Raw genomic sequence first — 13,122 nt, 5'->3', positions numbered from 1 at the left:
CAATCAGGTTTTCAAGATGAGGCCCATCGCCCGGATCCCTCCGGGATCCACGGCAAAGCCATAGCGCTCCAGTGCCGTGAGGGCTTCCGGTGGTGCCGAGAGGGAAATGCTGCACCCCGCCAGCTCCCGGCGCAGCCGTCCCAGGGCGCCATGCACCAGCACCGCCAGGATCTCGCTCTGGCCAGGATCGGCTGGATCGGCACAGAGGTCCCAGAGGTTGGCGTTGAGGGCCAGATCACTGGTGGCCCGCACGAAGCCCACCAGCTGCCCATCGGGGGCGGCTATGGCCAGGTGCCAGAGGCTGCACTCCAGCACCCGCTGCCAGCGCTCGGCCGGGCGCGGCTGATCGCCACTAGCCACCAGGAGTCGGTTGAGGGATTCAGGGCTGGGCGCCCCTTCGGCCAGCAGGCGATAGCCCTCCCGCAGACGTGGGGCTGGGGGCTGGCTGCGGAAGGGGATCAAGAGGGAGTCCAGAGCTGGGTTTAGCCGGTGTTGCGCATGCCCGCCGCGATGCCGTTGATGGTGAGCAGGGCCCCCCTCAGCAGTTCGCTGCGGCTGTAGGTGCGGCCATCGTCGCTTGCGGCGGCGGCCGCTTCGCTCATCGGTGGTTGGCGGTTTTGGTCGCGTAGCCGCCGCAGCAGGGCCACCTGCAGGAAGCCCAGGGGAATGATCGTGCGGTTGCGCAGATCCACCGACAGCTGCAGCGCCGGATCGCCATCCAGGAGCAGGCTGTGGCCGGTGATCGCCAGCACCAGATCCCTGGTGAGCACGAATTCGGCTGCAATCACCTGGAAGATGTGCTCAAAGGCTTCGCGGTGTTCGCTGCGGCCCAGCACCTGGACGTAGTGGTGGGCTAGATCCAGATCAACCTTGGAGAGGGTCATCTCGACCTTGGAGACCAGCATGCGGAAGAACGGCCAGCGCTGATACAGCAACCGCAGCAGCTCCATCTGGCCGGGGTCCTGGTGCAGCTCCTCCTGCAGGGCGGCCCCCACCCCAAACCAACTGGGCAGCAGGAAGCGGCTCTGGGTCCAGCCGAACACCCAGGGAATGGCCCGCAGGCTTGAGAGGTCTTTGGCGCCACCTTTGCGGCGGGCCGGGCGGCTGGAGATCTGCAGTTTGCTGATCTCTTCGATCGGCGTCACCTGCTGGAAGAAGGCCACCAGGTCGGAATTGTCATGCACCAGGGCCCGGTAGTGGTCGCGGGAGCGGGCCGCCAGCCGGCCCATCAGGTCATTCCAGCTGGGGGTGTCGTCGACGGGGGTGCTCACCAGGCTGTTCTGCAGCACGGCGGTGGTAACCGTCTCCAGGTTGTAGAGCGCCAGCTCCGGTAGGGAGTATTTCGAGGCGAGCACCTCTCCCTGCTCGGTGATCTTGATCCGGCCGCTGAGGGTGCCACTGGGCTGGGCCAGGATCGCCTGGTAGGCAGGACCGCCGCCCCGGCCCACCGAGCCGCCGCGGCCGTGGAAGATGCGCAGGGCGATCCCGTGCTCGATCGCCAGCCGCTGCAGGGCGATCTGGGCTTTGTGGATCTCCCAGTTGCTGGAGAGGAAGCCGGAATCCTTGTTGCTGTCGGAGTAGCCCAGCATCACTTCCTGCAGGGGCTGGCCGCCATCGCTGGCCAGCAAAGCCCGGTAGAAGGGATGGCGGAACAGGGTGCCCATCACCGCCGGGGCCCCCTGGAGATCTTCGACCGTTTCAAACAGCGGCACCACCAGCAAGCCGGCTTTCTGGGCCATCGGGTCGACCAGGCCGGCCTCCTTGGCCAGCAGCAGCACCTCCAGCAGGTCGGACACCGTGTGACTCATCGAGATCACATAGGTGCGGCAGATGCGGGAGCCGAATTCCTGCTGCAGCCGCTGCAGCATGCGGAACACGGCAAAGGTTTCCGCCGCGGCAGCGCTCCACTGGGCTGCGGGCGGCAGCAGGGGCCGGCGGGTCTGCAGCTCCGTCAGCAGCCACTCCACCCGCTGCTGCTCGTCCATCTCCCCGTAGGGCACGGGCAGCTGCAGGTAGCGGCTGAGTTCGTCGAGGGCGTCGCTGTGGCGGGTGCTCTCCTGGCGGATGTCGAGGCTGGCCAGGCAGAAGGCGAAGATCTGGGCCTGGCTGATCAGGTGCTGCAGCAACTCGCAGCTGAGGCCGGTGCCTTCGAGGCTGTCCTGGATCAGCTCCAGGTCGTTGCGAAACTCATCGACCGTGCTGTAGTGCAGCTCCTGGGAGGCTGGAGGCGTCAAGCTGCCCCCCATCGGCGGCGGCGGGGCACTGCCGTCACAGGGTGATTCCCAGCCCGCATCGGCCAGCTGCTGGTTGCGCTGGTGGGTCAGCCGCAGCCGCTCCAGGGTGTAACTGAGCTTGAGCCGGTAGGGCTCGAGTCGGTAGCGGGCCGCCCGTTCCTCGTAGATCTCGGGGAAGCGCAGCCGGTCCATCTCCAGCGATTCGAGCAGGGCCGGGCTCACCTGGCTCCACTGCATCGAGATGCTGAGCTGGTCGCGCAGCTCCGTCACCGCCTTGATGTAGCGCTCCAGCATCAGCTGTCGCTGATAGCAGGCGGTCCGCCAGGTGATGTCGGGGGTGACCGAGGGGTTGCCGTCCCGGTCGGAACCGACCCAGGAACCGAAGGTGCAGAACGCATCCCGCGGCGGCTCCACGTCCGGGTAGCTGACCTTCAGGGCGGCGCGAATCCGGTCGCGCAGCTGCGGCATGGCGTCGAAGAGCACCTGCTGGAAGTAGTGCAGGGCGTAGTCGACCTCATCGAGCACCGTGGGTTTGAACTGGTGCAGTTCGTCGGTGCGCCACCACAGCCGGATCTCCTCCTCCAGCTGCAGCCGCAGGCTCTGGCGCTCCAGGCTGTTGAGGCCGCTGCCCTGCTCCAGCTTCTGGATGAGGGTGGCCACCCGCCGCTGTTTGTGCCGCACCGTGTGGCGCACGATCTCGGTGGGATGGGCCGTGAACACCAGCCGCAGATCAAGGGTGCGCAGCAGGTTTTCCAGCTGGGCTGGAGGCACATTCAGGCTGCGCAGCCGCTCGAACAGCTGGCGGAAGGTGGCGGGGTCGGTCTGGTTCGCCAGGGCCGGCAGGAAGGGGTCGCTGGGGCAGCTGTCCTGGTTTTTGAGGCTGTCGAGGTAGCTGTCCTCCTCGATGTGCTGCTCGAGAATGTTGACCAGTTGGAAATAGAGGGAGAACGCCCGGGCCGCAGCGATCGCTTCGGCCAGATCCATCTCCCGGATCAGCTGCACGATCGCGCTGCTGGCATCGCCGCCGGTGCTGTCTTCCCCTTCACTGGGGTCGCTGAGGTGTTTCAGGCGCAGCAGCCGCTCCGCCTGCCCGGGGGGGCATTCGCTGCGCAGCACGGTTTCCCACAGGTCTTCGACCAGCTCCAGTCGCTCGCCCAGCAGGCGGGTGACCCGTTGCGAGGCGGGCGGGGTGGGCGTGGACTGCCGCATGGGAGCCGGATCGGCAGCAAGAAGATCCATGATCATCCCAAAGGACTCGGCCCTCCGACTGTGCCAGTTGCGTCCAGCAGTCCAGTCGCCTCCTGCAGGGCTGTTTCCTGGTCGGCCATTGCCTGGATCTCCCGGCTGAGGAGCTCCTCGATGGAGAGGCCGGCCTCCAGACCCGCCAGCCAGCGCATGGCTTGATTGCCGTTGTCGAGCACGTTCTGCAGGGGGGCCAGCACGGCGCTCAGGCCAAGCTCATCGGCCAGGGGCGTCAGCTCCGCCAGGTGTTCGCGCAGCCAGTGGCGGGCGGTCACCGGCGCCCCGTCGCGCCAGTGATGCAGCGTGGCCTCCAGGCTGGAACGGGCTGCGGCGCGGTCGTTGGCATCCGCCAGCTTGGCCAGTTGGGCGGGGCTCAGCCGGCTTGTTTGCAGTGGGTCGTTGCGCTTCGGGTCGCGCAACAACTGCTGCAAGCGCAGTTCGGCGTAGGCCGTGATCGCCAGCAGCACCAGCGGATCGGTCACCAGATCGCAGATGCGGATCTCCAGCCGGTTGAGGTCGTGGGGCCGGTTGTCGCCATTGGGCCGCACCGACGTCCAGAGGTGGCGCACGTTCTGCATCGTGCCCAGCTCCAGTTGCTGCCCCATCCAGCGGATGTAGTGCTGGTGGTCCACAAACAGCGGCACATCCGCGGGCGTCAGCGGAAACTGCAGCCAGCGCTGGGAGTGAGCGCCGGTGGCGGCCCCATCGAGAAACGGTGAGCTGGCACTGAGGGCCAGCAGCAGGGCCGCCTCGCAGCGCATCAGCCGCAGCCCGGCAAACAGGCTGTCCATCTGTTCGGGGGCGCTGCTCAGCCCCAGGTTGATGTGCACGCTGGCGGTCACCACCTTGGTGCCGTAGGTGGTTTCGATGTAGCCGTGGTAAAGGTTGTTGGGGTCGGAGCGCTCGAAGCGGTGGCTGTCGCCCAGGCTCAGGGTGCTGCCGGGCAGCAGGGTGAGCTGGCGGCTGGCCAGCCAGTGGCGCAGCCGTTGGCGCGGCTCGAGCAGCAGCTGCAGCTGGCGGGTGTAGCTGGCATCCGGGGGGGTGATGTATTCGAGGTTGCGGTGGTCCGGCTCGGTCACGAAGCCCTCCAGGGCCGCCGCCGCCTCGGCCGAGCAGCCCACCACCGTGCCGTCGGCCCGGCCGGTGTACAGCTCCACTTCAAAACCCTTCAGCAAAAGAGGCGAGCTCATGGCTGGGCCGGCAGCAGACAGGCCAGGGCCTTCAGCATGCCCCGGGCCTTGTTGAGGGTTTCCTGGTATTCGGCTTCGGGCTTGGAATCGGCCACCACGCCGGCGCCGGCTTGCACTTGCACGCGCCAGCCCCCCTCGGGATGGGGCAGAACCACCATGGTGCGGATGGTGATGGCGGTGTTGAGGGCGCCGGCCAGGTCGACGCCGCCATACACCCCTGAATAGGGGCCGCGGGCATCCGGCTCCAGAGCATGGATCAGCTGCATGGCGCGGATCTTGGGGGCGCCGCTGACGGTTCCGGCCGGGAAGGAGGCCATCAGCAGATCCCACACCGTTTGCCCCTGCGCCAGGAGCCCCTCCACCTGGCTGACGATGTGCATCACGTGGGAATAGCGCTCGATCACCATCAGATCGCTCACCTGGACGGTGCCGGGCTGGCAGACCCGGCCCAGGTCGTTGCGGCCCAGATCCACCAGCATCACGTGCTCGGCCCGTTCCTTGGGATCGGCCAGCAGGTCGGCCTCCAGGGCTAGATCTTCGGCCTCATCGGCGCCACGGGGGCGGGTGCCGGCGATTGGCCGCAGGGAGGCTTTCACAGACCCATTCGCGGTGGGTTCGGCCTTCACCATCACCTCCGGGCTCGAGCCGATCAGATACCAGCCGCCGAAGTTGAAGAACGCCATGTAGGGCGATGGATTCACCATCCGCAGGCTGCGGTAGAGCTCGAAGGGATCGCGCTCGATCCGGGTTTCCAGCCGCTGGCTCAGCACCAGCTGGAACACATCGCCCGCTTCGATGTGCTCTGCCCCACGGCGCACGGCGGCTTCGAAGGCTGCCTGGCCCACGTTGCTGCCGGTGGTGAGAGCGCTGGCGATTTCACGAACGCTGGCATCGTGCCAGCGCAGGGGGGTGACGGAGTCCGGCAGGGGCCCATGCATGCGCTCCTCCAGGGCGGCGATGCGGGCGGCGGCGGCGGCGTAGGCGGCCTGGGGATCCTGGCCGCTGCTCAGGTCGGCATAGGCCACGGCGGTGATCTGGCGCTTGACCTGGTCGAACACCAGCAAGCTGTCGGCCAGCATCCAGCAGCCATCCGGTGGAGCACCCTCCGGGGCCTGGTGCACCGGCACGCTCGGCTCGATCCAGCGGATCAGCTCATAGCCCCAGAAGCCAAACAATTGCCCCACCGGCGGCAGGCCGGGGATCGGGGCGCTGGTCAGGGGCTCCAGGCACTGGCGCAGCAAGGAAAAGGGGTTGCCCTGCAACGGCTCGCAGCGGCCGTCGCGCCAGCGGCGCTCCGAGCGCTCCCCGCGGCTGGTGAGGGTCCAGAGGGGGTCGCTGACGACGAAGCTCCAGCGGCCGATCCGCTCACCGCCCTCCACCGACTCCAGCAGTGCGCCGTGGTCGTGGCGGGCGCCCACCTTCAGCCAGGTGGTGAGCGGTGTTTCCAGGTCGGCGGGCCAGCACTTCCAGAGGGGAATGAAGCTGTTGCCAGCCGCCACCGCCTCGAGGAACGCCTGCTGGGCAAGGCCATCGCGATCGGGGCTGGGCATCGGGCGGGCAGGCAAAAAAAACGGGGCGCCTGGCCCCGCCTTTATGGGGGTTGATCGACGCTGCTCAGGCGTCGAAGGTGTTCTTGCCCGTGAACTTGAGGTTGGCGGGATTGGGGTTGGCACCGATCCGGCGGGGGTTATGACCCACCATGGCGCGGCCTTCGTTGACCTTCTCAGGGAAGACGCCGTCTTTGGGGTGCAGGAACTCGGTGTCGCCGCCGGGGAAAATCCGGTAAATCTTGTAGTCCTCGATCCGGGGCTTGAACTTGGTGCGCAGTTGGGTGCCGAGCGCCAGGCACTGCTCCTTGCGGGCGAAATACATCAGGTTTTCGCCCTCATTCATGTGGGCGGCGCCACCGGTGGGCAGCTCGAACACCTGTTCCTTCGGGCTGCTCCAGGTGATGGCGTATTTCTCCTCAGTTTCAGCAGAGTTCAGCAGGCCGCCGGTGCTGCCGATGTACTTCGGGAGTTGACCGCTGAGCACCGTCGCTGCCATGGCTTTGGAACGTTTCAGCCGGAAACTAGCACCGTGTTTTTGACCGGATCGGGGCTTCTGCTCCACTCTTCACACCCGTCAACAAACGGCTCCTCCCGTCGGATCTTCAGCACACGGGAAAGAACACGGTGAGGCCGCTGCCGCTGCGTTCCGTCAGGCGGCCGCCGAGGCGATGGAACAGCCGCTGGGTGGCTTGGCGGCTGAGCTGCAGGCTGCCGGTGGCTGGATTCCAGCTCAGCACCGGCCCCACCAACTCCCGCTGTTCACTGTCCTCTGCGGAGGCGGTGTCCTCGAGGCGGTGGCCCTCGCTGCTGAGTTGCAGCTTCAGCCGTGACCCCGCTGGCAGCAGGCTCACGGTCACGCGGCTGCCGCTGGGCAGGCCGCGGCTGAACCGGTCGATCAGGCCGCCCAGCGTGGTTTCCAGGCGGGCCGGATCACTCAGCACCGGCGATAGGCCTGCGGCGATCTCCAGCTCCAGCTCCAGGCCCCGGCGGGCTAGCTGCCGTTGCCACAGCTCCTGGTGCTGGCGCAGCACCTGGCTGAGGTCGGTGCGGGCGAGGGCGTGATTCTCGAGGGTGGCCTCGCCGCCTGGTTGCCGCTGCAGTTCAGCCGCCAGAAAGATCAACCCAAACCGGTCAATCTGCTCGCTGCATTCGCCGTCGATCTGCTCCAGGCGCTGGCGCACCACAGGCGAGAGATCATCGCGCCGCAGCAAAGAGCGGATCAGGGTGCGAATCGTGGCCAGCGGCGTGCGCACCTCATGGGTGAGGGCCTCCAGCAGGGCCAGTTCGCTGCTGATGGCCCGGGGGGTGTCGCCGCCGGGGCGATCCCGCGCTGTGCCGCCGTGCACCAGGGGTTGCAGGGTGAGGCTGGGGGCCATCGCGGCCAGCCGTTCGCCCATCCGCGGCCAGAAGCGCAGGCCCAGCTGGTCGTCGCTGCGCAGGGGGCCCAGCCGTTGTAGGGCGCTGCGAAGGGCTGACGAGGCTTGCGGGTCGCGGGCCAGCAGCCGTTCGTGGATCAGCCGCAGAGCTTCTGAAAGAGCTGCCGGGTCGAAGCGCACGATCAGGCGCCGGCCTTCGGGCGGGCCATCCAGGCAGAGCGCCACCTGCAGCTGGGGGGTGATCACCAGCAGCAGCGGATCGGTGCCGTCGTCTTCCTCCAGCACCAGCCGCTGGAACCCACCCGTGCTGGCGGCCCTACCCGCTCCGGGTAGCAGCGGGGCAGAGCCGGGTAGCAAGTCGTCGAGCTCGCGCGGGGCCCACACCCAGCCCTGGAGCTGCTGCAACAGGGCCGGTTCGTAGAGCGCGGGCAGGGGGGCGGCCAGCCACAGTCCGTAGAGGGGCTGGCCCTGCAGCAGGAAGTCCTCCTGCAGGGTGGCCAGGGCTGCCCACCACTGGCGCCGCACGGTGTCTTCGCTGCCGACACCGGCCGGCACGCCCTCGGCCAGGCAGCGTCGCAGGTCGGCCAGGCTCACCAGCGCCCCTGGGAGATGCGGCCCCGGCGTGCCACGGAGGCACACAGGCCAAGGGAGATGAAGTTGACGAGCATGGCGGAGCGTCCGTAGCTGAGCCAGGGCAACGGGATGCCGGTGATCGGTCCCAGTCCGATCGTCATGTTGATGTTGACCACCACCTGGAACATCAGCATCGCGCCGATTCCTACCACCACCAGTGCTTCGTAGTCGCTGCGGGCCCGTCCGGCGATCTGCAGCAGCCGCCACATCAGCAGCACAAACCCGGCTACCACCAGCACTGAGCCGAGAAAGCCCGTTTCCTCGCCGAGGGCGCTGAAGATGAAATCCGTGTGCTGCTCAGGGATGAAGCGCAGTTTGGTGAGGGAGCCATGCATCAGCCCAGTGCCCCAGATTTGGCCCGAGCCAATGCCCACGGTGCTCTGCAGCAGGTGGTAGCCGCCACCGAGGGGATCCTGGGCAGGATCAAGAAAGAGGGTGAGGCGAGCCCGCTGGTGCGGCCGTAGGCCGTGTTCCCACAGCCACGGGGCCGCCACTGCGAACACCCCCTGCACCGCCAGGCTGATGGCCAGGGCCACCCGTTTCCAGGGCAGGCTCGTCCAGGCCAGCCAGCCCATCAGCGGAATCCAGCCCAGCAGCAGCCAGGGCAGGGTGCCTGCCACGATGGCCGCTACTAGGGGAGAGAGCAGCAGCAGCACCCATGCCCCAGGCATCCCCGCCCAGAACAGCATCACCAGCAGCACGGCTCCAAACACCAGGGAGCTGCCCAGGTCGGGCTGCACGAACACCAGCAGCCAGGGGAGGGCGATCAGGCCCACAGGACGCACCAGGTCGACCGGGCGATCCACCGGATGCCGGGCCAGCACGCCGGCCAGCAGGAGGATTGCGCCCACCTTGGCGAATTCCGAAGGCTGCACGTAGAAGCCACCGATGTTGATCCAGCTCTGGGCGCCCAGGGCGCTGGTGCCCACGATCCGCACGGCGATCAGGCTGGCCACCATGGCGCCGTAGATCGGCCACTTCCAGGGGATCAGCCGCTCCAGCGGCATCCGCGCTAGCAGCAGGGCCACCACCATGCCCACCGCAGCCGTCACCCAGTGCTGGTACCAATCGGCGTAATCCGCCTGGCGCTGGGTGCTGGCGATCAGGATCCCTGCCAGCGCCACCATGGCCCAGGGGATCCCCCAGAGGATGAGGTCGACGTCGGCCAGAGGGCTCTTCTTCCGGCCGCGGCCGCGGAAGAATCGATTTTTTCGCCGTCCCCACTGGCCCAGCATCGGATTCAGGCTGGCACCAGGTGGGCGGCGCCGATGCGCTGGGCCAGGGCCAGGAAGGCTTGGGCGCTGGCCGAATCGGGATGGCTGAGCACCACGGGACGGCCGCTATCGCCGCCTTCCCGAACCGGCATCTCCAGGGGCAATTCGGCCAGCAGGGGGACGCCGGCTTCATCCGCCAGGCGGGCCCCGCCGCCGCTGCCAAACAGGGCGTAGCGCTTGTCGGGAGCATCCGGCGGAATGAAGACGCTCATGTTTTCGACCACGCCCAGCACGGTCACCCCCATCTGCAGGAACATCGCCAGGCCGCGGCGGGCATCGGCAAGGGACACCTGTTGCGGGGTGGTGACGATGATCGCCCCGGCCATCGGAACGGCCTGGGCGATGGTGAGTTGGGCGTCGCCGGTGCCGGGCGGCAGATCCACGATCAGCACATCCCGCTCGCCCCAATCCACTTGATAGAGAAACTGGCGGATGATGCCGTTGAGCATCGGACCCCGCCAGATCACCGGTTGGTTCTCCTGGATCAGCAGCCCCATCGACACCATGGCGATGCCACAGGTCTCGATTGGGGTGAGCACCTGGTGGGCACCTTCGCCGCGCACCTCGGGGGTGCGGTCAGCCACCCCCAGCATGGTTGGGGCGTTGGGGCCGTAGATGTCGGCATCCAGGAGGCCGACCTTCAGTCCGGAGGCGGCCAAGGCGCAGGCCAGGTTGACGGCCACCGTGCTCTTGCCCACGCCCCCCTTGCCGCTGCTGACGGCGATCACCTGACGGACGCCCGGGATGGCCTGGCGTTCTGGTAGTTGTCCCTGGCCGCCCGCCCCGATCGGGGCGGAGCCGGCGGGTTGGGCCAGTTCGATCTGCACGTCGTTCACGCCGTCGAGGGCGAGCAGGGCGGCTCTAGCCTCGGTGGCAATGCGGTCGCGCTGGCTCTGGGCAAAGCCGGGTAGGGCCAGCCGGAATACGGCTCGATCGCCGTCCAGCCGGGGCTCCTGAATCCAGCCCAGCTCCATCAGGCTGCGCCCGCTGCCCGCATCCTGGACGGCGTTGAGGGCGGCAAGGGCCTGCTCCACAGAAGCCATCGGGGAGGTGAACAAGGCCCGCGATCCTAGGGGCCACGGCCGAAGCCATGACCGTGACCGCGCTGTGGCCTCGCCGTGACAGACCCTCTCGAACACTTGTGTGGATGGGGGGTGGCCTGAAATGGTGAGACCTTTCCGGCGCTCTTTCGGCGCACTGTCGATGCTCAAGGCCCTGCTGGCGCGTGGCAAAAACAAGCTGGCCCTGGAGGCCCCGCCGGCCGATTCGCGCCAGCGGGCCAAGGCTCTGCTGATGGGCCTGCAGGACTCCATCTGCGCCGGCCTGGAGCAATTCGATGGCGTCGGCCGTTTTGAAGAGGAGAGCTGGGTGCGCCCCGAGGGCGGTGGCGGCCGCTCGCGGGTGATCAAGCAGGGCCGCGTGTTTGAGCAGGGCGGCGTCAATTTCTCCGAGGTGGAAGGCTCCGAGCTGCCCCCCTCGATCCTGAGCCAGCGGCCCGAGGCCAAGGGCCACCGCTGGTTTGCCACCGGCACCTCGATGGTGCTGCACCCCCGCAACCCCTACATCCCCACCGTTCACCTCAACTACCGCTACTTCGAGGCGGGCCCGGTGTGGTGGTTTGGTGGCGGCGCCGACCTCACCCCCTACTACCCCTTCCTGGAAGACGCCAAGCATTTCCACCGCACCCTCAAGGGGGCCTGCGACAGCGTGAACCCCGCCTATTACGAGGTGTTCAAGCCCTGGTGCGATGAATACTTCTTCCTCAAGCACCGCGGCGAAACCCGTGGTGTGGGCGGCATCTTCTACGACTACCAGGATCCACGCGGCGTCCTCTACAAGGGCCAGAACCCGAGTGGCCCGGCCGCGGCCGCCAGCCAGGCCGTTGGTGCGGTGAACCAGAGCTGGGAGCAGTTGTTCCAGCTGGCCTCCGCCTGCGGCAATGCCTTCCTGCCGAGCTATGTGCCCATCGCCGAGAAGCGCCAGTTCACCCCCTTCAGCACCCGCGAGCGCGACTTCCAGCTCTACCGGCGCGGCCGCTATGTGGAGTTCAACCTGGTGTTCGATCGGGGCACGATCTTCGGCTTGCAGACCAATGGCCGCACTGAGTCGATTTTGATGTCGCTACCCCCGCTGGTGCGCTGGGAATACGGCTACCAGCCAGAACCTGGCAGCCGCGAGGCCCTGCTCACCGACCTGTTCACTCTCCCCCAGGATTGGTTGAAGGACGGCTCGCTTGTGGGGCGCTGCGCCCCCCATCAGGCGGTGGACTGATCGCCACACCCTCAGGCTCCGCAGCGCCGGATGCAAGGCCCTGCTGCAGCGCACTCACCACCCGCTCGGCAATCGCGGCGATCGCCGCATCGCGGCTGCGGGGATTGCGCAGCGCCGCCTCCAGGCTGCCCTCCAGCTTGCCAATCTCCAGGATGGCAATTCCACGTCTGGGGGCCCCGAGGCCGTTGCGGTAAAGCAGGGGGTAGGGGCCAAAGGCGATCGCCAGGCTTTCGTCGAGGCGGCTGGGCGGGCGATGCAGCGGTGGGATCAGGCCCGATCCCACCCCGTCGGGGCCATAGGCGTCGTAGTGGATTTCGAGGGCATAGCCACCGGCCTCCGCATGGGCCTTGCCCACGCTCCAGTTGGTGCGGGGATCGTCGGCGTTGGCGATCGTGCGCAGGGGTGGTTCGTAGAAGCGGATCGCCAGGCCGCGCTGCTGCCCCAGGGCCACCACCGCCTTGGCGGTGAGCAGGTTCCAGTAGAGCTCATCGCGGATGCCGGGCTGCATCGGGGCGGCCCCGGCAAGATCGACCGCGGCGCCTGCCGTGCCGGCTCCGCCGATCCCCTGGGAGTCGGCATGGCCGGCCAGCACGAGGATTTCGGTGCGGCTGGGCAAGGGGACCTGGCCCAGCCAGTCTTTGCTCAGTCGGCTGCGGGGGCCAGTCAGGGGATCCAGGTTGGCCAGCAGCGGGGCCTGGGCCGCGGCGGCGGAGCCCAGGGTGAGGGCCCCAAGCAACACGGCACCAACCCACCGACGTCGATCCATGGCTGGGCTGGTGGAAGGGCTAGATGGGGGAGCTGAGCAGCTTGCCGTCGCTGAACAGACCCAGCTGGGGGCCCAGTTCCAGCTCAAGGGCGATCAGCTCGTCGCGGTGGGCCCGCAGCCGCAGGGCACTGCCGGTGGCGCTGTCGTGGCTGATCAGGCGCAGCTCCAGGGTTTCGGCCCGCATCGCCCGGTTGCGGTAGATCAGGCCCGCCGCCGGGCCCAGCAGCGCCAGCAGCAGCGGCCACCAGCCCAGTTGGGGCAGCAATTGCCGCAGCACCAGCCCGAGGCAGGCGGCCCCCACGGCCCCGAGCACCGACAGCAGAACAGCCAGCCAGGGGCTGGCGGCGACTTCGGCGCGGAAGCGCAGATGACGCCGCTCTGGATCACTCGATTCGGTCTGCCAGCCGCGCTGCTGCAGCCACTCGCTGAGCCGGGTCAGCACCTCCAGAGGCGGCCGCGACGAGCGCACGTCCACCACGGTGGTGCGGTCTTTGCTGGCAGCCCGCAAAAAGAACACCAGGCCGATGGCCAGGAGCAGGGTGAGCAGCAGGGTGGAGCCGAGGTTGGCCATCCCCCCATTGTGCCG

General features: G+C 67.9%; 11 protein-coding genes. 1 reads left to right on the top strand and 10 read right to left on the bottom strand.

Annotation, left to right across the window (positions count from 1 at the left end; genetic code table 11):
* Positions 1–3: 3 nt before the first annotated feature.
* The 8 genes from KBY70_RS06845 to KBY70_RS06810 form a co-directional block, all read right to left on the bottom strand.
* On the bottom strand, positions 4–462 hold the full coding sequence (locus tag KBY70_RS06845) for an N-acetyltransferase (RefSeq protein WP_254987923.1): 459 nt from the start codon (positions 460–462) through the stop codon (positions 4–6).
* 20 nt (positions 463–482) lie between these two features.
* Positions 483–3,443 carry a phosphoenolpyruvate carboxylase gene (gene ppc, locus KBY70_RS06840; protein WP_254987922.1) on the bottom strand — a complete coding sequence of 987 codons (2,961 nt, stop codon included), beginning with the start codon at positions 3,441–3,443 and terminating at the stop codon, positions 483–485.
* Positions 3,444–3,475: 32 nt separating this feature from the next.
* Positions 3,476–4,666 carry a glutamate--cysteine ligase gene (gshA, locus tag KBY70_RS06835; protein ID WP_254987921.1) on the bottom strand — a complete coding sequence of 397 codons (1,191 nt, stop codon included), beginning with the start codon at positions 4,664–4,666 and terminating at the stop codon, positions 3,476–3,478.
* Positions 4,663–6,216 carry an anthranilate synthase component I family protein gene (locus KBY70_RS06830; RefSeq protein ID WP_254987920.1) on the bottom strand — a complete coding sequence of 518 codons (1,554 nt, stop codon included), beginning with the start codon at positions 6,214–6,216 and terminating at the stop codon, positions 4,663–4,665. Before KBY70_RS06830 ends, gshA begins: the two co-directional genes overlap by 4 nt.
* A gap of 64 nt (positions 6,217–6,280) precedes the next feature.
* A complete protein-coding gene (locus KBY70_RS06825) occupies positions 6,281–6,712 on the bottom strand; it encodes a photosystem I reaction center subunit II PsaD (RefSeq protein WP_094560023.1) in 432 nt (143 codons plus the stop codon).
* Between the two features lie 106 nt (positions 6,713–6,818).
* On the bottom strand, positions 6,819–8,186 hold the full coding sequence (locus KBY70_RS06820; protein ID WP_409996029.1) for a histidine kinase dimerization/phospho-acceptor domain-containing protein: 1,368 nt from the start codon (positions 8,184–8,186) through the stop codon (positions 6,819–6,821).
* The gene (rodA, locus tag KBY70_RS06815) at positions 8,183–9,460 is read right to left on the bottom strand and encodes a rod shape-determining protein RodA (RefSeq protein WP_254987919.1); all 1,278 of its coding nucleotides are present in this window, start codon (positions 9,458–9,460) and stop codon (positions 8,183–8,185) included. The genes KBY70_RS06820 and rodA overlap by 4 nt, the downstream gene beginning before the upstream one ends.
* 5 nt (positions 9,461–9,465) lie before the next feature.
* Complete coding sequence (locus tag KBY70_RS06810; protein ID WP_254987918.1) at positions 9,466–10,542, bottom strand: Mrp/NBP35 family ATP-binding protein; 1,077 nt, start codon at positions 10,540–10,542, stop codon at positions 9,466–9,468.
* Between the two features lie 160 nt (positions 10,543–10,702).
* Here KBY70_RS06810 and hemF point away from each other — a divergent pair, with 160 nt between their 5' ends.
* Positions 10,703–11,770: an oxygen-dependent coproporphyrinogen oxidase gene (gene hemF / locus KBY70_RS06805; RefSeq protein WP_254987917.1), complete on the top strand. Its 1,068-nt coding sequence runs from the start codon at positions 10,703–10,705 to the stop codon at positions 11,768–11,770.
* Here the strand turns inward: hemF and KBY70_RS06800 are convergent.
* Entirely contained in the window at positions 11,697–12,536 is an 840-nt protein-coding gene (locus KBY70_RS06800; protein ID WP_254987915.1) for a dehydrogenase, read from the bottom strand. The two genes, hemF and KBY70_RS06800, sit on opposite strands and share 74 nt — an antisense overlap.
* Before the next feature lie 19 nt (positions 12,537–12,555).
* Positions 12,556–13,107, bottom strand: coding sequence for a cofactor assembly of complex C subunit B (locus KBY70_RS06795; RefSeq protein ID WP_254987914.1), 552 nt, complete (start codon positions 13,105–13,107; stop codon positions 12,556–12,558).
* Between the last annotated feature and the right edge of the window lie 15 nt (positions 13,108–13,122).

Origin of the sequence: Cyanobium sp. ATX 6E8 (assembly GCF_024346335.1) — a bacterium.
GTDB lineage: Bacteria > Cyanobacteriota > Cyanobacteriia > PCC-6307 > Cyanobiaceae > Cyanobium_A.
The sequence above is the reverse complement of the archived record's forward strand: the minus strand, read 5'-3'. Positions and strand labels throughout refer to the sequence as shown.